Source organism: Bacteroidota bacterium (assembly GCA_018698135.1).
Lineage (GTDB): Bacteria > Bacteroidota > Bacteroidia > CAILMK01 > JAAYUY01 > JABINZ01.
This window is the reverse complement of record JABINZ010000134.1, coordinates 1-24,815: the sequence shown is the minus strand read 5'-3', so window position 1 is coordinate 24,815 and position 24,815 is coordinate 1. Positions and strand designations below refer to the sequence as shown.

Genomic DNA, 24,815 nt, shown 5'->3' with positions numbered 1-24,815 from the left:
AAACCTAAAAATATGAGAATAATTACATACATACTTTCATTTTCCTTATTAGCAACAATTGGTTTTTCTCAAAATGCAGGAACAGCTCTTGATTTTGATGGATCAAACGATTATGTAGATTGCGATACGAGTAGTTCATTTCGTCCTGCTCAATTAACTATTGAAGCCTGGATTTATGCAGATACATGGCGTTCAAATAATTGGCAAGGGACCATTTTAAGTACTGATTCGTGGTCAGGAACTGGTGGTCAACGAGGTTGGGATTTACGAACAGGAGACAATGGGAGACTTACACTTTTAGCAGCAAATGGCAGCACTGGAGCATGGGTAGAATGTATGTCCGCTCAATTAATGAGTACAGGAAAGTGGTATCATGTTGCAGGAACATATGATGGATCAAACCAAAAAGTATATATAAATGGTGTTTTAGTAAAAACAATAGCCAATACAGGCGGAATTCGTTACTCTACAATGGAGAAAATGATTATTGGAGATTGCACGGGGCAATTGGGAAATAGAGTTTTTGATGGTAAAATCGATGAAGTTCGATTATGGAATGTTGCATTGGATACCACCACAATGAGAAAATGGATGAATAAACCAATTAGCTCAGCTCATCCAAGTAGCTCTAATTTAGTAAGTTATTACAAAATGAATGCGGGAACAGGAACTACCGCTTATGATTCAAGTGGAAATAGTTTTGACGCTACTTTAACAAATTTTGCAGCTTCTCCATGGCAAAGCTCCTATGTTCCAATGGCGTCTACACCTTCCAATTTTTTACACGATTTGAATGCAGTCTGGCCAGTATGGTCAACAGCATCTTCCTCCGTTTTTGAAGTAAGTGATAATATGTCAGGAAACACCTACGTTGTTTTTGGACACAATGGAAACAGTTTGAGTTACAACATCACTAATAAACCCAGTTATATCCAAAAAAGGCTGGGTCGGATTTGGAGATTGGAAAAAGAGGGATCGCTAAGCGGATCGATTAAACTTGACTACGCTAATTTAGATACAAATGGATTTTATACTTTCAAATTATTAGTGTCATCTGATACGAATTTTAGCAATGCATCGGTCATTTCTGGTAACAAAATTGGAAATCATCAAATTGTATATAACAATATTTCATTTCAGGATTCTTTTTATTATTGTTTTGGAGCTTACGATTATCAGGGGCCAACAGTTGAAACAAACTTAATTGAAGAGGTGAAAGCTTATTCAGCTAAAATAAGAGGAAAAGTGCTTGATGATGGTGGCCTTCAAACCAATCGTGGAATTTGTTGGTCAACGAATGTTAATCCTGATATTGCTGACAGCAAAACCGCAAATGGAACCGGGAACGGATTGTATACAGCTAATCTTAGCAATCTAACTGCAAATACGACCTATCATGTGCGTGCTTATGCCTATAATACCAAAGATACTGTTTATGGTTCAGATAGTACGTTCACCACTCCAACACCATATGCACCTACAGTAACAACTGATGGAACGCTTAGTTTATTTACAGATTCAGCTTTGGTGGCAGGTACAGTGGTTTCTGATGGAGATGTTAATGTTACGGAAAGGGGTATTTGTTGGAGTAGCTCTGCGAATCCAAAAGCCAATTTAAGTACTAAAGTAATTAAGGGAAGTGGAGAAGGTTATTTTACAGCTATGATAAGTGGACTCACACCGAATAGTCAATACCATTACAGAGCCTATGCAATCAATGCAGTTGATACGTCTTATGGGGCAGATAGTAGTTTCACTACTTTGCCTATTTCAGTTCCTGATGTATTTACAGGAGGATTATCAGCTATTACCGGATATACTGCAACAGTTAGTGGAGGATGTACTTTTGATGGTAGACGTGCAGTAAGTCAAAAAGGAATTGTTTGGGGAACTTCTGCAAATCCCACTATAGCGTTAACTACTAAAACAACTGAAGGTGGTGGAATTGGTAATTTTGCGAGTTCACTCACAAATTTACAAGCAAATACAACCTATTATGCACGTGCATATGCAACTAATTCTGTTGGTACAGCCTATGGAGCCGATAGTGTTATTCTTACGGCTACACATCCCGAAGTTCAAATTGATCAAATAAGTGCAATCACCTATTATACAGCAACAGTAAAAATTAATGTAACCAGCGATGGAAGAATGCCCATTACATCAAGAGGGATTTGTTTAGGATTGAGTTCAAATCCTGATTTAAGTGCTTCAGCCGTGATTAAAGCAGGGGCAACTGGTGTCGTTAATTGCAATTTAGTAAACTTGTTTCCAAACACGATTTACCACACACGGGCTTTTGCCATTAATGATGTGGATACTTCATATAGTGCGGATAGTATTTTCACAACAGTCGCTACTGTTGCCTCAGTTGTGACCACTAAAAAAGTGGTTAATGTGCTTGCTACTTCTGCATTATGTGGTGGAATAGTTATTTCTGATGGTGGAACTCCTGTAACTGAACGAGGTTTATGTTGGAGTACATCCGCTAATCCAACAATTGTAACTGGTGTAAAATTGACCTTGGGATCAGGTACAGGTACTTTTAACGGAACCATGATTAATCTTGCCAAAGGAACTCTTTATCATGTTCGTGCTTATGCGATAAACAACATTGACACATCTTATGGTGGAGATAGTAGCTTTACTACCTTGGGAGCTCCTACTGTAGTTACCGATGCAATAAGCAATATAGGGGCAGGAACAGCTCAATGCGGAGGCACCGTAACGGATGATGGTGGAGCAGCAGTAATCAGAAGGGGTGTTTGTTGGAGTAATGTTCCGAATCCAACGGCCAATTTATCGACTAAAACTACTGATGGATACGGTTTAGGACACTATAACAGTGCTTTAAGTGGCCTTTCTGCTAATACTACTTATTATGTAAAAGCATATGCTATCAATTCAATGGACACTGCTTATGGACAAGAAATTAATTTTCTGACACCCAGTGCTCCTGAAGTTATTACCAGCGGAATTGAATTAATAAGCGGTTATACTGCAAAAGTAAATGGTGAGGTAGTTTCCGGAACGAATGTTACTGAAAGGGGGGTTGTTTGGAGTAAATATCCAAACCCATCAACAGGCTTAACGACCAAAAATATTGAAGGAAGCGGATTAGGAACATTTGGTAGTCTGATCACAGGCCTATTGGCCAATACCACCTATCATGTCAGAGCCTATGCCATCAATACTGTAGGAATAGCTTATGGAGGCGACAGCACATTTACAACAGCCGATAAACCAAGTATAACCACTGCCAGTATAAGCAACATCATGTCTTCTTCTGCAGATTGTGGAGGAAATGTAACTGATGATGGAAGAATGCCAGTACTATTGAGAGGTATTTGCTGGAGTTCAAACCCAAACCCAACAGTTGCCTTATCAACAAAAACGAATGATGGAGCCGGATTGGGAACCTTTGCATCCAGCATAACAGGCTTGCAAGCCAATACAATTTATTACGTACGAGCTTATGCTATTAATGATGTAGATACAGCATACGGTAATGAAAGAAGTTTTGAAATTACACCACCAACGGCTGTTACTGGAGCCCCAACCAATTCGACCATCGATGGTGTTGAGTTATCGGGAATTGTGAATGCCAAAGGAGTTTTAACCAATGTTTATTTTGAATATGGATTAACAACAGCTTATGGAAGAAATTCTGCTGGCATACCCAATAATATAACCACCAGTGTTGATGAAAATATTAGCACAACACTTAGCGCTTTAACCAGCAATAGGGAGTATCATTATCGACTAGTTGCTAAATGTGATCATGGCGAAGCTTATGGTGCAGATTCTACCTTTTATACTTTAAATAATGCAATTAGTGAAAACCCAAATGACGATCTCAAAATTTGGTCTGAGAATGGCAAAATTCACATCATTTCAAAAACAAGTGAAGCGCTAACTTTAACCATTTATAATGCAATTGGTAAGGAATTAGTTAAAGATTTTGTTAAAGGTGAATATTCTTACACGGTTCAGGAACCACAAGCTATTTACTTTGTGCGGATACAGTCAAGCAATTTACTGGTCAATAATAAACTATTTGTTCAATAAAATAAAACACGATTAAAATGAAAAAAACAGAACTCGGCTTCGTCTTACTTATTTTGCTTGGTGCCCTATTAAAAGTTTTGCATATTCCGGGTGGAGGAATTTTGCATGTATTGGGATTTCAGGCTTTAGCTATTTTCTATTTATTTGCATTATTGCCTTTATGTAGCGAATTGCCTATCAAAGCGGCTTATCAGAAGGTGCTAAAGGAAGATGAAAATTATTGGCGTGCATTCGGAACATTTGCAACAGCTTGGGTTTTTTCCATTCTCTTACTGGGAATCTTATTTAAAATTCAACTCTGGAAAGGAGCGACCATCATGCTCAAATTGGGCTTGCTTACTTTGCTTGTTTCTTTAATTATAGCTGCAGTTAAGCTTTTAAAAGCAAAAGATGATTTTTATTTGAATTTGATGAGGAGAATACTTCCAATTGGTATCGTGGCTTTTGTATTATTCAATATTCCCAATGTTAGTTTGATGAAATATCATCATAAAAATGCTCCTTTGGAATATATCCAGGCATATGAAGACTATCTTACCTATCCTGATAGTGTGGAATTACAACATATTTATGAAATGGAAAGGGAAAAAATGCATGTGAGAGAATATGAAAACGATGAAGTAGAAGACTCAACTTTTATTAAAATGTAATCTTATATCCAATTCCATGAATATTGAGAATTTCAATGCTGGAATTCTCTTTGGAAATAAGTAATTAAAGCGTATATTGCTTAGTGAAACAAATTCTTTTCAATTTAAATTAAGGATTATGCAAAAACTAATACTTGTCTTTATTTGCTCACTATTATCATTGTATGGAATTGCACAACATGATAGCTGTTTGCAAGCTGATTTCCGATTTGAAGGAAATGTTGATGATTATTCACTAAAAGGGGTTCAGGCTGTTAATTATGGTGCTGATGCTGTGGAAGGATATCTTGGGGATGCTAATTCTGCTTTTCATTTCAATGGGCAGGATGAATATATTGTACTCGATAATGCTTTTGATTATCCTAACAGATCAGTTAGTTTTTGGGTTTATGTTGAGGATAAAATGGAAACAACCATCATTTTTAATAATGATAATCCAAGTCTGCTTTATGGCAAAAATATTATCAATGTAAACCACGATGGTACTCAATACAACATCAAATACAATGTTGGTAAGGATGGCAATCAATTTAATCAAGCAATTTCTCTTGAAACATGGTATTTTATTGCTTTTACTGTAGATGTGAATTATGTTAAGTACTATTTTAATGGACAAGAGGTATATTCAGGAAATATGCTTTACGGAACGGGAAGTGTGGATGGTGATACCAATACCCGTGTTGGATGTGGTAGAAAGTATGATAAGTTTTTCAAAGGTTCAATAGATAATTTTAAAGTGTTTGGATGTAGCTTAACATCAGCTGAAGTTAACCATATTTATACTTCAATCAAAGAACAATATGTCGTTCAGGATCAGTTAAATGTATATCCAAATCCCGTGCAAGATGCTTTTACTATTGACTTTTCTGCTTCGCTTCAAAATCAATTAAGTTTTGAACTCTATAATTCATTAGGTCAGCAAGTTAGGAATGAAGCACTGGGTATGGGAAATGCAAAAATTTATAGAAAGGCCGAACCAAATGGTGTTTATTTTTATAAAGTATTTGACTCTGAACAGGAATTGATTGGCTCAGGAAAGTTGATTTTCAAATAACCGATAACATATTAGTCATTTCCATTCATGCGAATTAAATCATTTGTGCAAAAAGGAATTCGATTATTTCTAGATGAAGTATCGATGTTTTTCACAAGTGGATTAGTAGGATTTGCTAAATTAATTCTTCATCTGACTATTTTTATAGCAACCATTTTTTTTCAACTAGGAGTAATTCTTATTCTTACACATCAATTTAGAGCATTTGAAGAATTCTATGAAAGGATGGAAGATTACGAATACAAAACATTGGTTCAATTTGTTATTTCTATGCTTCTTTATCGATTGGTAAGTAGTAATATCAAGTTTTTGAAATCTAAATAATACTATAATTGAATATCCGCAATTGTACCTATGATGTAAAAATTGCCACAGATTCCACTGATTTGTTTTCAGGAGACATTGAAATTTCTGCGAATCAGTGGTCTAAATATGAATGGTATTAAGTAAATATGTTTGTAGCATAATAAAGGGTATACGTTAATATACTTTCAAGAATTATCTATTTCAAATACTGCAATGTACCCTTTTCTTTGGAGGGGATATAATAACCTTCTTTATCTAAGATTTGTTATCAGAAATTATACAGAGTCTTTTTTTATAAATAATATCAGTATTTTTATTGTCACTGCAACCTTTTTCTAATATAAAGGGTTCATATAAAAAAGAAAGCAACCTTGACTGAAGCTGACCTGATATTTCATTGTAAAGAAAAGAATACACTTGCACAGCGAATTCTATTTGATAGATACTATCAACAATGTTTTCATTTAGCTTTTAGGTATCTTGGAAATCACCATGATGTTGAAGATATACTGAGTCTGGCATTCACAAGAATATTTAAGAAAATAGTTTCCTTTGAAAACAGGGGTGAAGGAAGTTTAAATAAATGGATAAATACTATTGTCATAAATGAATCGCTCAGGTTTGTTGAGAAGAAAAGAATAGTTTTCTATCCAGATGAGATTGAGCATTATATGGATGAAAATTTGGATGATTATTTTGATTCATCTATTGACTGTGAAAAATTATATGCACAAATTAACGAGTTGCCAATAGCACAAAAACTAGTATTCAATCTATTTGTACTTGACGAATATTCACATCAGGAAATAGCTGATAAACTGAAAATTCCAGTTAATACATCAAAATCTCATTTGCATAGAGCTAAAACTCAACTCAGGAACAAATTGGTTAAAGTAGATGATTATGAAAAAGAATAAAGAAAACGAATTAAGAAAAATATTGGATACTTCATATCCTATTGCCCAAAATGCAGAAGATGTAAAAGAGAATGTTTGGAATAAAATTGATTTGAGTAAAAAGAATAACTTTTTGTGGTTTAGAATTGCCGCACTTTTACTGATAATATTTCTCTCTACTTCAACTATTTACTTGTATTTGAACAGAGATTTTCAGTCCAACCAGTTACTTAATGTGATTGAAGAACTGAAAACAAAGGTTAATCAAAATCAGGACATTATTGCTGTTTATCAGTCTGAAAATGAAGGACTGAAGCTTAGTTTGACAGAGAATGATTATTTGATTGAAAAAGAGGGAAGTATTAGTAATACCCAGGAAATAATCAACATAATTGAATACGACACTATCCGTATTTATCAAACCGAAGAACCTCAGTTTATTACTCATATTATTTATGATACGGTGATAATTGAAAAAGAATTGATTAAAACTATTGCAAGTAATTCTCACACTTCATCTACCCCAACCTCATTTCAGGTTGATTTAAAATCAAATAAAACCAGACCACAGGAAAAAGTAAGGTTTGGAATTAGAATAAGGAAATTTAATACAGAACATGCTGAAGAAGCTCAATTTTCAGCTTTACGAATAAAATTATAATAACCTAAAAATGAAGACATTAGCATTAAGTTTGATTTCTATCGTATTTATTCTGTTCACTTTGAATGTGGTAGCTCAGGAAGAGAATGAATTCAATGATTTAATCCAAATTAGATATAGTGAAAATGTATATTTAAATATGCATTTAGTAAACTATGCTGACGATTATCAGTTTAAAAGTATTGATACAATTTATAATCAGTTTTTAACTGTTTTTAATTCAGTAAAAGATTCAATTCCAGTGTATTCATCCTATTCTATCGAATTTGTGAATGGGAATTTTTTAAAAATTACTGCTGCTGAAAGTGCTAGTATTTATAGTCTGGGAAAAGATCAACTTTTTCATAGCCAGACATTAATTCACAAATTAGTTATTAAGGATTGGCATTATCAAATTGATGTTTTTTTTGCTGATTTAGCGTATTTGAATGATACGACTATTCAAAGCTTAATTAATCAGAGTCTGGAAGAATTGCCAAGAAGAAACAGGTGGTGTAATTCATTCCATTATGAGTATATTAATGATAGTCTCAAAAAATCAGAAAACTATAGGTTTAAGATTAATAAAAGTTATGTATATGACATCATATATAGTGCTCAATTTGGTATAATAAATGGCAGAATTGCCAATGTTTTAACATCAGGTATTGGTTATATGTGGACTGTTAAAAATGAAGACGAAATTTTTATATATTCTACCGTATCTACATTAAGTACCTATAATTCAGCGGTGGAAAAACTTGAAGGAGCTAGTCATATTTGTTTAGGTTTCAGAAGGAAAACATTACCATGGTATGGTAATATAGGAAATTGGTTTGGTTTTGAATTCGGATATCCCTTGGGTTCTGAAATGCAATTATTTGAAAACCCTATAAGCTATAAATTTGGACTTGTAATGAGTTCAGGCAAGAATACATGGTTGCATTTCGATACATACAAAATTAAGAATAATAAAAAATCGTATTTATTTATGGGCATTGGTATTGGATTCTAAAAGCAAATCATGTTATTCCATCTTCTATTTCAAATACTGCAATGTGCCTTTTTCTTTGGAGGGGATATAATAACCTTCTCTATCCAACAAATGATCTAAATTAGCAACGCCATATACGACTACAGCCGTAACAATGGCTGTATGCTCCTGATAATCAGGTATACTTTTATTATATAAATCCCTTTCGGTATGCCAAATTTCATGATAATCGAAATTGTCACCTCTTGGATATCCTGTGCTAAATGTCATGGTAGGAACACCCATAACTGCAAAAGGACCACTATCAGTTCCCCATGGTTTAAGCGGTTGCTGACGAGCTTCCTTGGTTTTAATTTCAAAAGGGAACTCAGGATTGATGCTGTTTAGTGGTGCACAAATCTTTTCCATATCATCAAGCATGGCTTCAGTTACACTTATTCCTGTGGTTACAGCAGGTCCTCCATCACGATTAAACATATTGGATATTTTCCCCAGTTTGTCTTCATTTCGCAAAATCCAACTGGTTGAACCCAACAAACCAAATTCTTCTCCAGCCCATAAACAAACCAGAATAGTCCGCTTTGGTTTTCCCCCAGCTTTCATAATCAGGCGGGCCGCTTCCATGGCAGGTGTAGCTCCTGAACCATCATCAACGCCTCCGGTGGCTACATCATAAGCATCCAAATGTCCACCCATAATTACATATTCATCTGGAAATTCGGTTCCAGGAATAATGCCAATTACATTGTGATATTTAATGGGACCCATTTTGAAATGATTGCGAATATCAAATTCTAACTGAAAGTATAATCTTTCTTTCACTTTCTGCTCTATGATTTTATATTGATGTTCGTCAAGCTTAATATCGGGTACGCTTGGCAGATTCTCAAACGTCATACTCATGATATTCTTTCGATCATACATAGCCCTTATGGGAAGCTTTGATGACTGAATAATACCCAATATTCCAGCTTCTACCATTTGTCGGTAGAACAAAGCTGGCTCTTCATAGTAGGGTAGAAGCTCTTTCTGTTTTTTACTATGCCTGTTTTCTCTACGAATGACATCGTTCTCTTTATCAATTTCTTTATTTAATGCAACAATAGAGTCTCTTATTTGGTCAGCTTTGGCTGAAATATCAATCGGAAAACCATCGTTCACACCAGTAATCAAAACCCAGGCTCCTTTGAGTTTACCTTTTATGTTGTTGAATTCAGCCTGTGTTTTTGGCTCAATCAAAACTTCACCTCTTTGCACTCCTTTGGTTCCGGCCGTATAAGACGGGGTTGCAAAATGCAAATGAAAGCCATCAACATCAAGCATTTTCCCAAACCATGGACCTCTGTTAAAACCGATAGGCAATTCGCCCGCTTCATCCAATTCAACGTCCATTCCCCATTCTTTGAATTTAAAGGCAGCCCAATTTGCTGCATTTTCATACGCGTCAGAACCAATGGGTCGACCACCAAATCGGTTGCACAAAATATCTAAATGATCCATGGCCTGGTTGTCGGTTTGTCCGATTTCTATGATTTTAGCAATAACCGGATCATCACCATCTGTAGTTTGGAATGCAAATAAGGATAAAATAAATAGGGGGAAAATGAATTTTAGGTATTTCATATGTCTATAATTATTTTTTTAAGGTTCCCGAATAACTCGGGAGAACTCACATGATAATCATCCCCCAATATGAGGAATATTTTACTCATGTTCGTTTCATATAACTGACTTTTGGCGGCTCAAACCTACATAAATTTTTCATTATTAATTTAAAATTATGTTGATGAAAAATTTTGTGAGCTGCTTCTTTCCATATTGTAATTGGTTTTACAATACTTTGTATATACCCTATAAAGGAACAAGTATTTATATTAATCCTTGTAAATAGCTATCACTTCTGATTTATCAGATTGTTTATAAGCACGGTACATCCCTTCGGTATTAAAGGATATAGCAATGTTTCCACAAGCATCTACTCCTACAAGGCCACCATCTCCACCTAATTTCAATAATTTATTGTTTACAACCTCATGGCAAGCATCAACTATGCTCATTCCTTTGTATTCCATTAAACAGGAAATATCATAGGCAACCACCCCTCTCATAAAAAACTCTCCCGTACCAGTGCAAGAAATCGCACATGTGAGGTTATTGGCGTAGGTTCCACTACCAATTATTGGGCTATCGCCAATTCGACCAATCTTTTTATTGGTTACTCCTCCTGTAGATGTACCAGCAGCAAGATTTCCAAAAGCATCAAAAGCAACAGCCCCAATGGTTCCTATCTTTTTATTTTTATTTACTGAATGATCTAACTGAACTTTATCCGAACCTTTCACTTCCAACCATTGTTGATATCTGAATTCATCATAGAAGTAGCTGTCTTGTTCAAACTTGCATTTCATTTTCTTAGCAAACTCAATGGCCCCTTCACCTGCAAGCATTACATGTTCTGATTTATCCATGATTAATCTTGCCAAAGAAATAGGGTTTTTTATGCTTTGTACTAAGGCTACAGCTCCGGCATAAAGTGTTTTCCCTTCCATGATAGAAGCATCCATTTCGTGAGTACCTTTATTTGAAAAAACTGCCCCTTTTCCAGCATTAAACAATGGAGAATTTTCCATTTCAATAATTGATAATTCCACTGCATCCACTGCAGTTTTGTTTTGTTCGAGGGCAGCATAGCCAACATCTAATGCCTGCTTTAGGGCTTTTTTATAAGCCGCTTCTTGTTCAGTAGTAATATATTTTTTTAAGACTGTACCTGCACCACCATGTATGGCTATAGCAATTTTGCTCATTTTTCAAGTTTTAAAGCACGAAGTATTTCTTCGGCCAGTATTTCTTTATAATCGATCACATCTTGAATCACTTGTTGTATATCATCTGCTTGAAGAACAACAATATCGCCATCAGATGCCATATTCAGGGCTTTTTGTGTAGCTTCTCTTCCATCAATTATAATATCTATATTATCTTTAGAATAACCAGCTTTAAGTAAACCCTGTTTTACCAGTTCGCATGTTTCCCCGGGGGCTCTATCGCGCGGATCAGTATCTTTAATCACTACATAATCATAAAATTCAGCAAGGCTTTCTCCGAAATCAATTATATCTTGGGTTCTGCGATTTCCTGTACCTACTGCCATTCTAATTTTTTTCCCCGGAGCAACAAAAGGAAGCATTTTTCCTGTAGCTATAACGGCTCCAATATTATGACTGTAGTCAATCATCACCTTAAATTTACCCATGTCAATAATATTCATTCTGCCTGGAGATTGACCAATGGATGGGCTGAAACTGATAACACCAGCTCTTATTTGTTTCTCGTTTAATCCTAATGCATAGGTTGCCCCAACTGCGGCTAGAGTATTTGACACATTGAATAAGGCATTACCATTAAGGGTGAGAGGTATTTCAATTACGTTAGCAACAGTAGAGATCAAAGATCCTTGTTGAATGATAATGACTCCATCAATAAGAGTTACAATAATATGTCCTTCGGCATGGTGTTTTTGCAATTCAGGATTATTGTGATTGATAGAAAATAGGATTACGCGCCCTTTTGTTTTCTCTTTTAGTGTCAAGACCAAATCATCATCTGCATTCAATACTGCGTAACCTGATGGTTTTATTGCCTCCACAATAGTGCCTTTTAATCTGGCGAGTTCTTCGAGGGTGTTAATTCCTCCTTCACCGAGATGATCCTGTGTGATATTTGTCACCACAGCAACATCACTTTCTTCATATCCAAGCCCCCTCCGAATAATTCCTCCTCTTGCTACTTCCAATACTGCATGATCTATAGATGCATCCCTCAGTACAATTTTTGCACCTTCAGGCCCGCTATAATCACCTTCAAGAATCAAGTCATTGCCAAAAACAATCCCATCTGTTGATGTCATTCCAACAATGTTTCCATTCAGCCCAATTATATGCGAAATGAGTCGGGTAGTGGTTGTTTTTCCATTTGTACCCGTAACCGCTACAATGGGAATGTCGAATTTAGACCCTGGAGGGAAAAGCATGTCTACAATTGCTCCTGCTACATTTTTGGATTTCCCTTCAAATGGGTTTACATGCATACGAAAACCTGGTGCTGCATTAACTTCGATAACGCCTCCATTGTCATTTGATAATGGAATTCTATGGTCACTTGTAATAAGATCGATACCAATTACATTTAATCCTACGATTTGAGATATGCGTTCTGCTATTGTTTTTGTCATCGGATGCACTTCATCCGTTACATCAATAGCGATTCCTCCTGCACTTAAATTTGCTGTAGATTTGATATAGAGTTTCTCGTCTTTCGGAATAATTGATTGCAGCGTCAATTGTTTTTGACTCAAAAGACGCTCTGTCATGTAATCAATTGCAATACGAGTGAGAATTTTCTCGTGACCAAAACCTCTGTTTGGGTCAAGATTTATCTCATTTACCAATTGCTGAATGGTGGATTTCCCATCACCAACAATAGATGCAGGATCTCTTCTGGATGCAGCTATAAATTTCCCATCGATAACCAGCATACGATAATCTGAGCCAGATAGGAATTTTTCAACCACAAGATATTCACTGAATTTTTTTGCATTTTGGAATGATGTTTCCAAATCTGAAGGGCTTAATATATTGGTGGTAATGCCTCTTCCATGATTGCCTGAAACGGGTTTGATGGCAACTGGATATCCTATGGTTTCAGCTGCTTCCAATGCTTCAGATAAAGTTTCTACCGAATACCCTTTAGGAACAGGTATACCCATTCCCGAAAGCAAATCTTTTGTCCGTTTTTTATCATCAGCTATTTCAACTCCAATAGCAGAGGTCGTATCAATAATAGTTGCCTGAATTCTTCTTTGATGAATACCATAGCCAAGCTGAACATAGCTGTCATCATTTAATCTTATGACCGGAATAGACCTGTTATTAGCTTCAGAAACAATAGATTGAGTCGATGGGCCAAAAAGGTTATTTTCTCTTATTTCCTTTAATCGCTGAATGATTGGAGGTATGTCAGTTTCCTGACTATTAAATAGGTTATTAACTATTTGCACTGCGTATTTACCCGCTTCTATTCCAACTTCTTCGTCTCTATATCTATATACTATATTGTATATTCCATAATCATCGGTACTATATGTTTTCCCAAAGCCAACCTCCATTTGTGCCAGACATTGAATTTCAATAGCAATATGTTCTGCAATATGACCGGCCCAAGTGCCTCTGTCAAGGCGCTCAAAGAATCCGCCACGATGGCCTGGAGAGCATTGGTGTTCAATAAGAGATGGAAGTATTTTTTCAATTCTGGTTTTGAATCCTGGGATTGTATCCGATGGTTTTTCTTCCAGTTCACCAAGAGCCACTTGCATGTAGATAACAGGGTATCTGGAATAATAGTTTGCACCTCTTAATGCGCGTATTTCACGTATTTCCATAATAAAATAATTAATTAGTAAGTAATTTCTCCAATTCCGATGGTTGGAGAAACATCTCATTTAAAACATCATAGCCGTAACCATTAACTAAGGTATGCACTTGCATATTTTCAACAGCAATGGCTTCTCCTATTTTTATTGAATAAATATTGGAATACTGGATGCGTTTCCCATTAAAAATTGCCACCAAGCCATTTCCTATTGCCTCAATCAAATATCCCTTTCTAATAATGATACCGGTGTCCTCACCCAATCCAATTCCAAGATGACCTGGGGTTGAGGTGATTAGTTCCATTAAACGACTAAAACGACCTCTTTTAATAAAGTGGCTATCGATTATTATATTTTGAACTAAGCCCATGCCAGCTGTAACATTAACAGATCCCTTTACCAAGGCTTCTGCACTTTCTCCATCAAAAATCATTGTTTGCGACATGGCTGTTGCTCCTGCACTTGTTCCAGCTACAATACACTCTTCAGTATGGTATTTGTTTTTTATAACATCCATAAATACTGTACCTCCTAATATACTTGTAATTCGAAGTTGATCGCCACCTGTGAAAAATATAATGTGGCATTTTTTTAGTCGTTCTATATATTGTTCCTCTTCTGTTTGCTCTCTTGTTCTTATGTGCATAAATTGAACAGCTGTATTGTCAATCTTGTCAAATGCTCTCTGATACATTTTGCCAACTTCTTCTGGTATTTCACTGGCAGTGGTAATAATCTCAATAAGAACGAGGTCTTTTTTTACTAAAGAAACAATTTTTCGTAATACGAATAAATCATGTTCTTTGTCTTCGTTTCCGCCAACAGCCACTAACAAGCCTTTTGGCACTATAACACCGTTGTTCTTTTCAAAATCCTTTGCCTCTTTCATCATACATGTTTAACTCAATTTGTTAAGGAAAAATTATTCTCAGTAGAAAGTCCCGATAGGCCAAAAGCTTTTGAAAATCGGCTATCTATATCGGACAAAGAAACAGTTTGAAGTTTGTTATAATGTTATTGCAATTGAGAATTTATAAAGGACTAATTCTCTGAAAACGTCTATTGCATGTCCTCAATTTTTGCTATTTCTTTTTTGTAATGATTGTGATATTTTGTAGGAATAAAATCATTAATGTGTTGAACCAACCTATTAAGATTTTGTTAATACTAATTTTCTACTAGAATTTTTGTGTTTATTAATACAAAAGGTAATTATAACTTTTTGCAGTTGTAAAGATACTGAAAACAACGATAAAGGAAACGTTTAAATAAACGATCTGATATTCTCATTTACAACTATCAATATGATCAAGAAAACGAATGGGGTAAGGATTACAAAATAGGAATAGAAGTCCCTCATTACGGCTTATTTTGAACTGTTTTTACTATTCTTCGATGAATTGTTTCCTCATTTCAAATTTCCCTTTAGTCGGGAGAACAGGAATGGGTAAAAAACCAATAAACATGAATCCAAATTTAAATCTCCATTCACCCTCTATGGTTTTATTATCTAAACTTAATATCCCAGAATAATATATCTTGGGATGCTTCCTGTCAAATTCTCTCCTTTTCCCATCAAAATCTATTATTGTATTAATTGGCATTTCTTTAATAAAATCAACATTTCGTTTATTGATTACTCCTTTAATAAAACCAATCCCAGCTGAACCCCCAGATTCAAGATCATCAGAGACTTCTCCTGTAAAATACTCTTGATTAATTTCTTTAATTTTCAATTTGAAATAAGTCATTTGGTGTCCAATAGCCTCTTGGGCTGCTTGGTTATTATATGTGTAATACCCATTCCAAGTTCCTTTCATATTCTTAATTAATTATGGTTTGGTTCTTTGATTATTTGTCAATCAGGCTAACAAAATATCTGCAGGTATTTTTAATCCTTTATACAATGCCTTTACCATTTTAAGGGTCAACTTTCTTTTCCTGTTCAAAATTTCGCTTACTCTACTTTGGCTTCCAAGATATTTAACCATATCTTCTTTTTTCATACCCATCTGTTCCATCCGAAATTTAATTGCATCTATTGGGTCAGGAGGTGCAATTGGGTAATGTTTCATTTCATAAGATTCAACTAAAGTTACTAGTAAGTCCAATTCATCACCTTTTGGAGTATCTTTTTTGGCGCCCCATAATTCTTCAATCCTTTCTAAGGCTGAATTATAGTCTTGCTCTGTTTTTATTGGTCTAATTTCCATAATCAAATCGTTTTAGCATCAATTTTGTCGTATTGCTTATGAGTTCCAATAAATCTTATAAAAATCACTTGAAAATCATAGTCAATTGCAACTACTAATCTGTAATCATTGCCTTTTATATTAAAAACCACTTTTCCTTCTCCAAGAATACTTGCATTTTTATATAGCTGTTTTAGTTCATTTGAATTTTTCCACTCTGCTTTTTTAACATCATGATACCATGCTCTTAAAGATGCCTCGGAATCTGAGTACTCAGGTCTCTCAAAAAAATCCCGTATAGTCCGAAATGCAATAATTCTCATTATGCAAATATACAAAAATTAATCCGCATTTCCCAATTTGGGATATTTTGTTCTAGTTGGTTGTTTTATTATACTAAGCAATGTGATACAATGGTTTGGCACGTTGGGAGGGAACTTACTCTTTACTTCACCATCCTCAAAGAAAACCTTTGTCACCCAAAGTTTTAACGAAAGCTGACTTTATCGTCAATAGATTTTATGCAAGCATTTCATAATCCAATTGGTATATAACTATAGTGGGGTTTAAATAGGTATCTTTGTCTAATATGATTTATCTGGTGATATTAAAAACCTATCCAGAACAATTTTAAAGACTTCTAGACCATATTAATGTTTTTAAGAATTGTTATGACGCCTTAAAAAAACAAAGTCATAGAAATTACAAAACAAATTTCGTTCACTATAAGCGAAAGTAAAACCATTTAATGATTGAAGATATTAATGTAAACAAGCCAGAACCTATTGCTTCTGGAAAACAATTGGAGTTGTTTAATCGCACGACTGATGTTAAGCTTACAATTAAAGCATTAGAAGCGGGGAAACCAGTATTAGTGACAGAGTTTTACAGCAATGGAACTCTACTTCTCAAGGAGTTGCAAATGCATCTTTTTAAAAAGTTGCCTAATAAATCCTTTCAGGAGCAACGTGAGTATCGGTCAGAATATCGTAAGCTGTCAAATCTAATTTTTATAGAAATTGAAGATCATAAATTGAAGGTAAAAAAATCGCCTTTTATTGGGTGGTTAGAAAAGCTTTATCCAGAAACCAGTGAGTTCTTATTGCCCTTTCCTCAGGTTCAAGGACTAAATAGTGCTTGGCAGTGGTACAAAAATGGAATTTCCATTCCTGTATTGCGAAATAAAATACATCCGTATTACGGTACTTATTTTCCTACACGTTTTGAGCATTTGATTCTTTTCGACAATTGGTTAAAACGTTATGAAGGACCTAAAAAGTTTGCAATTGATGTTGGGGTAGGGAGTGGTGTGCTTTCTTTTCAAATGATAAAGTATGGTTTTCAGAAGGTTTTTGCTACAGACACAAATCCCAATGCCATTGTTGGACTAACAGAGTTTATGGCTGATACTAAGTTGTCGAGAAAGATTGAATTAGATTTTGGACATCTTTTTGGTAAATGGGAAAAACAGACCGAATTAATTGTTTTTAATCCACCTTGGTTACCAGCATCATATGACCCGGAAGGAAATGACGAAGCTATATATTACAATGAAAATTTATTCCCTGATTTTTTTGAAGGGGCAAAAAAGAGACTATTACCGGAAGGAAAGCTGGTCATTTTATTCTCAAATTTAGCTCAGATAACGAATGTAACTAAAGACCATCCGATAGAGAAGGAACTAACCGAAGGAGGGAGGTTTCAATTGGAAAAATGTTTGAAAAAAACAGTGAAGGCTGCTTCTGAAAAAACAAAGCGAGATCCGCACTGGCGCTCATCCGAAGAAGTAGAGCTTTGGGTTCTGATTAATATATAAGCTTTTAGAAGTATAGCGAAACCGTGCTTTCATGTATAGGAATAATTGGGGTTTTTACGGACATAATCAATTCCAAAGGTGGAGCTTTGTTGTGTGGCAATAAACTTCTCTTCCTGCATTCCTATTTTACAGAAACCCTTTAAATGCCGATTTTATAATTTAAACTTACTGATATTATTGCAGAATTATATTTGGCCATCCATGGAACGATAACATTTGGATCTGGATATTTTTTGGTATTACTAAAGCCTTGATAGTACTTGACCAATGTATTAATCTGAAATTTATCATGCCTATACACCTCATAGCCAAGTTCCAGAATCCCACCAACACCAAACCTTTTTGTAAATCGTCTTAAATTATCAATATAACCTATTGCACATCCACCAATTATTTCGTCAGGGATATCTTGTACTGCTTTTATATTAACAGCTCCATATATACCAAAATTCGCAATAAATCTTTTTGATTTGCCGAGGTGAGTGTTGATTGTTGCTGGAACAACTAAATAATTTAACTTACCTACTACTTCATTTTTCACATCATCAGGAACAATGTAACATGTTCCATGTTTATAGCCTTGCTTAAGAAATTGTAAACCAGAGCCAAATGATATGCTTTGATTCATCGTTTTTTGAAAATTTACACCAAAATAATCGGTATTTCGCCTATTTTCAATATCTAATCGATTGTAGTCAGAGTTTGAAGATGAAATCAATCCAATCTCATAACCAATTGACAAATCTTGCGCAAGAATTATAGTAGATGATAATAATGCGATTAATAAAAATATTATTCTCATGATTTTTTCTTAATTGGCATAAGGATTCAACTTTGAGTAGTATGAAGCGAATAGCAAAGTAATACTTTAAGCTGGTACTGTGTGCCGTATTTATCTTATTTCTTCCTCTTTTATTTCAAATTGATAATCCTGGATTTCAAATGGTATTGAACTTAAACTAGTCCTTTCTGATCCTTCTTTCAAAATAAAGTGCCAGATTGAATTCTTTGCATACATGTTTCTTGAATAATTCTCTACAGATTCTGGTCTAAATTTTATCACAACTGTCGAATCGAGTTTTATTTCTATAGCAATACTATCAAATATTTCTTTTAATAATAATTCCGGTTCATAATCCAATTTAGCTGATTGATAAAGATTCTCAGTTTCATTTGGAGCAATTGTAAATACCATATCTGAATAATCATTGTAAGAGGAAATTTTATATTGATCTCCTTTTATTAACTCTGATTTTGGAAAAACCTTGACTTGAATTTCTTTTGTCGTTCTATTATGAATGCCAATCCAATATCCATAATTGGTTTCTTTTTTACATGATGATATCAATAATAAAATGCCAAATATTATAATCGTTAATTTCATTTTCATTTTTTGGTTTTCATATCACTTTTCCATGATCTCCATAAAAAATCTGAATCCAAGATCATTAGTTGGTTTAGAATAAAATGCCCTTGATTTAATTTGTACTTCACCACCGGGACTTTTCCAACTGCCTCCTCGTGAAATTCCTTTTTCATTGACCATTTCCGCCACATTTCCAGCTATGTTATACAATCCAATATTATTAGCAAAATAGGAGGCTACTGGTTCAGTGGCTGCAAAAATATTTTGTCCTGAACTAGAAGTATCATATGTATAGCGGCTATTTTTATGTCCCACAAAATAATTTTTATAATATGCATAGGGGGTATTTGTAAATTCCACAACAAATTTATTAGTCAATGAATCATATATGATATTCTCATCACCTATACTTTGGTAATTACACAAAGCCCTTCCTTCTGAATTTCTTAAATACGGCCCCCCCCAGGGATAATCAGCGTTTTGTCTGCCACCACCTGCAGCTAATTCCCATTCTTTTTCAGTTGGCAGCCTAAATAGCACCTTTTTAAACTTACGTTTTGGACTGCTATTGTATTTATCAGTCAGCCATGTGCAAAATAATTTTGCTGCTTCGTGTGAAACACCTACAACAGGGTAATCATTATAAGCCGGATGCCTGAAGTAGAACCTTGTCATAGGTTCATTTACATCCAGTTTTGGACTCCAAACATTTGAATCAACTGTGGCAATTTTTAATAATTCAGTATGATGGGGATTTTTAAGGTCTTGCTCAATTGAGAAAAAAAACACTCTGTAAAGCAGGTTGGATAATTCATATTTGCTGGCATACAAACTGTCATGAACCTGTGATAGGGATTTGTCAATTTCTTTTACATAAGTCTTATACCTCTTCATCTTAACATAAGGTGTCATATTTTGAGCACTAATTATGGTAAGCTGAGCAGCTAAAAAGCAGAACAGAATTGAAATTTTTATTATTGCTTTCATAATAGATGTGTTTAATAATTGCACTAACAATTCTTTATAGTAAAATGATTAACGTTTTTATTAAGTCACTAAGAATTTTTTACTAATTCTTTGTTTCATGTATTCTATTCTTTATCTTGTCTTCATTTTCAGCCGGAATATTATCAATAATTAGGTATGTTTTTTTAAGGTCTGTTGAGTTTATTATAGAAATATTTTGGCTTTCAGATCACTCTTCTATCACAACCATAAAAATCCTGAATCCAAGATCATTATCAGGTTTAGAATAAAATGCCCTTGATTCATTTTGTACATCACCACCTGGACTTCTCCAACCACCTCCTCGTGAAATTCCTTTTTCATTGACCATTTCCGCCACATTTCCAGCAATATTATACAATCCAATATTATTATTATAAAAGGATGTTACCGGGACAGTGGTTCTTAAAAGTGTCCCTGAAATAATAGTATCAGCTTTATTGGGGCTATTATAAAACTCTACAACAAATTTATTAGTCAATGAATCATATATGATATTCTCATCACCGATATTTTGGAAATTACACAAAAACCTTCCTTTTGAATTTCTTAAATACGGCCCCCCCCAGGGATAAACAGTGTTTAGTCTTCCACCACGTGCTGCCAATTCCCATTCACTTTCAGTTGGCAGCCTAAATATCACCTTTTTAAACTTTCGTTTTGGACTGATATTGTATTTATCAGTCAGCCAATTGCAAAATAATTTTGCTGCTTCGTGTGAAACACCTACAACAGGGTAATCATTATAATTAGGATGTCTGTGATAATATATAACCATTGGTTCATTTGGTGATGTCCATACATTTGAATCAATTAAAGCAATTTTAAAAAATTCGGATTGATTAGATTTTAAAAGATCATACTCAAACATTCTGTAAAGCTTATTGGACAATTCATATTTGCTGGCATACAAACTGTCATATACCTTTGCAAGCGATTCGTCAATTTCTTTTACAGTAGCCTTAGGCTTCTTCACCTTAAGTTTTTGTGTCTTATTTTGAGCACTAATTATGGTAAGCTGAGCAGCTAAAAAGCAGAACAGAATTGAAAATTTTATTATTGCTTTCATAATAGATGTGTTTAATAATTAATTACTCATGGTATTCAGCATTTTCAATTACAAGAAATAACGTAGTTAAGGTCAGATTAGTATATTTTTATTATTCTTCGTTTTAATATTATCTGTTGTTAATTTTATAAAGTCTGGTTTTTTGGATTTTCTTCACAGCTAACGTTTGAGCTTTTTGCGGTGACAATAACTCTTCTTTTCCCCATCCCGAAAGTTCGTATTGATACCCGTTATTCTTTATTTGTCTTAAATATTATTCTTAAATCAAAACTTGACATGATAAAATCTAATAGAAGAATCCAAAATATTAATAGTGGAAATAGTCTATACTCTCCTCTTATCCAATGCTGTACAGTAAGTATATAGGTAGTTGTGGCTGAAAAAATGTATAGAAATTTTAAAATATCTAATCGCTTTTTATATTTCTTCAACAAGAATCGTATGGTGTAAGTTGCACATATTCCTAGTTGAGAGATTAAAAGTAAAATACCTGCACCGACCCAATGTTGGATTTTGAATAAAGCTCCTAAAATTGTTAATCCAATGAAAAATTTTATGATTTTCCAAAAAACTGTAGTTTGGAGCATACTATTTCGAAAGAGTAGATATATTCCTGATAATTGTCCAACAACAGCACCTATGTTAAGTAATACATAGCCAATCTCTTTTGTTTGATAAAAAAGATTAAGGATTATGCCTATGAGTATAACAAACAATGATGAGCTTATGATTCTTAATAGATTCTTATTTGTCATTTTATTTGTAAACATAAAATTCTATAAAATCAATTTCAACTTTATGATTATAGGATGGATTATTAATAAAAAATCCATCCATCCATACCTGAAGATTTGAACGTCCACTGTATAAATATTTATCTTTCTCTAAATACACATATTTATTATTAAACTCAACCCCATCAACAAAAAATTTTATAAGCCCATTATCATATTCCGCTATATACTCTTTCCCATAGGGCAGAATAACATTTTGACCAATAATATAATTCGGGATTACAATTTGATAATACCCATAGTCTATTGTAAACTTGATGCCATTACTACCGTAAGGAGGCCAATTGAAATGATAATGGATATCACCATCGCGCAATTTTATCCTAATTCCAAATTTCGTTATTGTTGAATCTCTTAATAATGAATCCACTATTTGAGCATTCGCCATAGAAATCAACATCGCTGGTTTTGTACTTAAAACGCTAGCGATCATTGCTCCATTAGAAATAGAAATATTATTATCAATAGAATCTGGTGGATTAGTTATTTCCCAATTTTTTGAGTCATCAAAGTCATCAAAGAATAAAATAATTTTTTCAGGAGTATTTGGGCTATAATTAGCTTTTTCACATGATATTATAAATAAGCCCAATGCCAGTATTGCGAGTAGTCTGATCATTATAAATATTTACATTTACAAACAAAAATAGTGTTTTAACATTTTATTGCTGCCAATGGATCAGCATTATGTGGCATTATTGATTTCCAAGAAAAGATATTTTTGGAAAATATTTAGCATCTTTTTCATTTGCGATTCTCACTGTATTTATAATTATCATAGTAATGTTAAACAAATACATTATTCCAATAAATAAGATTATTCTTTTCAAATTAGTCACTAATATTTCTGGAGAGAATGTATTTAATGGGTTTGCGTTGTTTGCTAGGTTAAGAACAATTATGAAATATCCAAGAAAAAATAGAATTGTCCATGTAATTTGAAAATTCATTATTTGTTTTCCAAGCAACTTAACATGGCTTATTGTATCTTTTTTTGAAATCCACATAATAAGCGGAACCAATATTCCAAGTAATGGAAAGAATATGAATGTTAATGACGCAAGATTAAGGTTCGTGAGGTATCCAATATCTACTTTTATTGTCCAATCAGTTAGTGTTTCTGGAGTCACATTAAATACATTTGATAATCTTTTCAAAGAATCACCCCTTGGTTCATTTTCTCCTCCTTCGATTCTTTGTATAGTTCGCAAACTTAAACCAGATAAATCAGATAATTCTTCTTGAGAATATCCATTTCTCATTCTTAGTTCTTTCACACGTTTCGCTAAAACGTTATTCTTCATGTTAAAATTTTTAGTTCAGAACAATATTAAGTTTAATCATTTTTCTAGTTTGCGTCAAGAGTATGTCATTTTTACGTCATTGGTGCAGTGAGCTAATTTTAAGGCCAAATAACCGCATTGGCAATAATACTTATTTTTTCAATCCCTAATATCCTAAAACCTTTGTCAGCCGAAGTTTCAACGTAGGCAGTCTTTGTCAGCCGAAGTTTCAACGCAGGCAGTCTTTGTCAGCCGAATTTATAACGAAGGTTGACTTTATTGACTTAGCTTAATGGGGATGTTACCTACTGTTCTTATTTGGCTTTCATTTTATTTCCTCGTTTTTCGTGAGTCACTTCAGCGAGTCCGAGTGCTTCCATGAGAGGTGGGATATACATGCCAAATCGACCTTTGAATCCTTTTTTTAAACCATACCACCCTCCGATTGGGTTCTTTGGCGAGCGACCCCAATGCTCTACAGTTCCTTCTTTGGTTTCTACCTTTTCATCTTTGCTCCCAAGTTCCATCCAGTCATTGTGCTCAATGAGCATTGTATGTAAGTCTTTCAGACAATGGCTGTCGTAATGAAGTACGGTTGATTTAACAGTGCACACCAAAATTTCCTTTCCGTCTTTTTCATCAACATGCATAGTGTATTCTGAAGACAATGGTGGAGTCTTGAGAACCATTGGATTCTCTTTGGTTCCAATTTTTTCTTTATAATTCATACCATTTGTATTTGTTTGTTTATTCAATTATTTATTCGTACAACAGCTAACTCCCTTCTATCAAAGATCCAATAGCACATTGTTTATGAAATAAGTTGGCTTTGTGCTAATATAATCTCTATTCAAATATAGCTAAATTAGATATTTGCTTTCTGATGGAAAGTGTTGATGAATATTATTGGGTAGAAGTACCAAATGCAATGTTCTGATAATGCTTTAAACAAGGGCTGTTTCAAAAGTCATAAACATTTTGCTATTACTATTTGAATTGAAATCGATCCTAAAACTGAAAATATATAAAGGGCTGTACATCAGCTGATTTGGCTTGGTAACAAACAAATACAACTAAAATTACAATGGCAAGCTTAACCCAAACGGGTGTTGCCTTAAACCAATTGATGTATTTGCTTTTGAAAGTAGTTGGTAGCCAATGAATAAGGTAAGCAGTTCTCATTAAGGCAAATACTTGCCAATAGCTCACAAAAATTGTTGGTATTAATGCCCAGGAGAAACTCCTGAAAAT

The 24,815-nt window shown here is 34.2% G+C and carries 24 protein-coding genes; 8 read left to right on the top strand and 16 right to left on the bottom strand.

The window, feature by feature from the left end; translation table 11 throughout:
* Positions 1-12: 12 nt before the first annotated feature.
* From HOG71_08805 to HOG71_08775, 7 genes are all read left to right on the top strand, one after another.
* Complete coding sequence (locus tag HOG71_08805) at positions 13-4,068, top strand: LamG domain-containing protein (GenBank protein MBT5990943.1); 4,056 nt, start codon at positions 13-15, stop codon at positions 4,066-4,068.
* 17 nt (positions 4,069-4,085) lie between these two features.
* Entirely contained in the window at positions 4,086-4,718 is a 633-nt protein-coding gene (locus HOG71_08800) for a hypothetical protein (protein MBT5990942.1), read from the top strand.
* Positions 4,719-4,836: 118 nt separating this feature from the next.
* On the top strand, positions 4,837-5,772 hold the full coding sequence (locus HOG71_08795) for a T9SS type A sorting domain-containing protein (protein ID MBT5990941.1): 936 nt from the start codon (positions 4,837-4,839) through the stop codon (positions 5,770-5,772).
* A 27-nt stretch (positions 5,773-5,799) separates the two neighbouring features.
* Positions 5,800-6,096 carry a hypothetical protein gene (locus HOG71_08790; protein MBT5990940.1) on the top strand — a complete coding sequence of 99 codons (297 nt, stop codon included), beginning with the start codon at positions 5,800-5,802 and terminating at the stop codon, positions 6,094-6,096.
* A gap of 353 nt (positions 6,097-6,449) precedes the next feature.
* Entirely contained in the window at positions 6,450-6,995 is a 546-nt protein-coding gene (locus HOG71_08785; GenBank protein MBT5990939.1) for a sigma-70 family RNA polymerase sigma factor, read from the top strand.
* Entirely contained in the window at positions 6,982-7,635 is a 654-nt protein-coding gene (locus tag HOG71_08780; protein ID MBT5990938.1) for a hypothetical protein, read from the top strand. Before HOG71_08785 ends, HOG71_08780 begins: the two co-directional genes overlap by 14 nt.
* A 10-nt stretch (positions 7,636-7,645) precedes the next feature.
* A complete protein-coding gene (locus HOG71_08775; protein MBT5990937.1) occupies positions 7,646-8,629 on the top strand; it encodes a hypothetical protein in 984 nt (327 codons plus the stop codon).
* 24 nt (positions 8,630-8,653) lie between these two features.
* Here HOG71_08775 and HOG71_08770 read toward each other — a convergent pair whose 3' ends face one another.
* The 7 genes from HOG71_08770 to HOG71_08740 all read right to left on the bottom strand — a co-directional run bounded on the left by HOG71_08770 (position 8,654) and on the right by HOG71_08740 (position 16,554).
* Positions 8,654-10,231 (bottom strand): M28 family peptidase, encoded by a 1,578-nt coding sequence (locus HOG71_08770; GenBank protein ID MBT5990936.1) that lies wholly within the window; start codon positions 10,229-10,231, stop codon positions 8,654-8,656.
* A 251-nt stretch (positions 10,232-10,482) separates the two neighbouring features.
* A complete protein-coding gene (locus HOG71_08765; GenBank protein ID MBT5990935.1) occupies positions 10,483-11,415 on the bottom strand; it encodes an isoaspartyl peptidase/L-asparaginase in 933 nt (310 codons plus the stop codon).
* The gene (gene cphA / locus HOG71_08760; protein ID MBT5990934.1) at positions 11,412-14,048 is read right to left on the bottom strand and encodes a cyanophycin synthetase; all 2,637 of its coding nucleotides are present in this window, start codon (positions 14,046-14,048) and stop codon (positions 11,412-11,414) included. The genes HOG71_08765 and cphA overlap by 4 nt, the downstream gene beginning before the upstream one ends.
* A 10-nt stretch (positions 14,049-14,058) precedes the next feature.
* Positions 14,059-14,928, bottom strand: coding sequence for a cyanophycinase (locus HOG71_08755; protein MBT5990933.1), 870 nt, complete (start codon positions 14,926-14,928; stop codon positions 14,059-14,061).
* Between the two features lie 496 nt (positions 14,929-15,424).
* Positions 15,425-15,859: a hypothetical protein gene (locus HOG71_08750; GenBank protein MBT5990932.1), complete on the bottom strand. Its 435-nt coding sequence runs from the start codon at positions 15,857-15,859 to the stop codon at positions 15,425-15,427.
* A 42-nt stretch (positions 15,860-15,901) separates the two neighbouring features.
* On the bottom strand, positions 15,902-16,252 hold the full coding sequence (locus HOG71_08745) for a hypothetical protein (GenBank protein ID MBT5990931.1): 351 nt from the start codon (positions 16,250-16,252) through the stop codon (positions 15,902-15,904).
* Between the two features lie 2 nt (positions 16,253-16,254).
* Positions 16,255-16,554, bottom strand: coding sequence for a type II toxin-antitoxin system HigB family toxin (locus HOG71_08740; protein ID MBT5990930.1), 300 nt, complete (start codon positions 16,552-16,554; stop codon positions 16,255-16,257).
* A 425-nt stretch (positions 16,555-16,979) separates the two neighbouring features.
* Here HOG71_08740 and HOG71_08735 point away from each other — a divergent pair, with 425 nt between their 5' ends.
* Entirely contained in the window at positions 16,980-18,047 is a 1,068-nt protein-coding gene (locus HOG71_08735) for a methyltransferase (GenBank protein ID MBT5990929.1), read from the top strand.
* 139 nt (positions 18,048-18,186) lie between these two features.
* On the opposite strand, the gene HOG71_08730 is transcribed toward HOG71_08735, so the two are convergent.
* The 9 genes from HOG71_08730 to HOG71_08690 form a co-directional block, all read right to left on the bottom strand.
* Positions 18,187-18,849, bottom strand: a complete 663-nt coding sequence (locus HOG71_08730; GenBank protein MBT5990928.1) for a PorT family protein — start codon at positions 18,847-18,849, stop codon at positions 18,187-18,189.
* Positions 18,850-18,939: 90 nt separating this feature from the next.
* Positions 18,940-19,431: a hypothetical protein gene (locus HOG71_08725; protein ID MBT5990927.1), complete on the bottom strand. Its 492-nt coding sequence runs from the start codon at positions 19,429-19,431 to the stop codon at positions 18,940-18,942.
* A 21-nt stretch (positions 19,432-19,452) separates the two neighbouring features.
* On the bottom strand, positions 19,453-20,400 hold the full coding sequence (locus HOG71_08720) for an SUMF1/EgtB/PvdO family nonheme iron enzyme (protein ID MBT5990926.1): 948 nt from the start codon (positions 20,398-20,400) through the stop codon (positions 19,453-19,455).
* Positions 20,401-20,608: 208 nt separating this feature from the next.
* Positions 20,609-21,487 carry an SUMF1/EgtB/PvdO family nonheme iron enzyme gene (locus HOG71_08715; GenBank protein ID MBT5990925.1) on the bottom strand — a complete coding sequence of 293 codons (879 nt, stop codon included), beginning with the start codon at positions 21,485-21,487 and terminating at the stop codon, positions 20,609-20,611.
* Positions 21,488-21,717: 230 nt separating this feature from the next.
* Complete coding sequence (locus tag HOG71_08710) at positions 21,718-22,242, bottom strand: hypothetical protein (protein ID MBT5990924.1); 525 nt, start codon at positions 22,240-22,242, stop codon at positions 21,718-21,720.
* A 1-nt stretch (position 22,243) separates the two neighbouring features.
* On the bottom strand, positions 22,244-22,900 hold the full coding sequence (locus HOG71_08705; GenBank protein MBT5990923.1) for a hypothetical protein: 657 nt from the start codon (positions 22,898-22,900) through the stop codon (positions 22,244-22,246).
* A gap of 76 nt (positions 22,901-22,976) precedes the next feature.
* Positions 22,977-23,585 (bottom strand): helix-turn-helix domain-containing protein, encoded by a 609-nt coding sequence (locus tag HOG71_08700; protein ID MBT5990922.1) that lies wholly within the window; start codon positions 23,583-23,585, stop codon positions 22,977-22,979.
* A 293-nt stretch (positions 23,586-23,878) separates the two neighbouring features.
* Entirely contained in the window at positions 23,879-24,292 is a 414-nt protein-coding gene (locus tag HOG71_08695) for a hypothetical protein (GenBank protein ID MBT5990921.1), read from the bottom strand.
* 280 nt (positions 24,293-24,572) lie between these two features.
* Complete coding sequence (locus tag HOG71_08690; protein MBT5990920.1) at positions 24,573-24,746, bottom strand: hypothetical protein; 174 nt, start codon at positions 24,744-24,746, stop codon at positions 24,573-24,575.
* Positions 24,747-24,815: the final 69 nt, after the last annotated feature.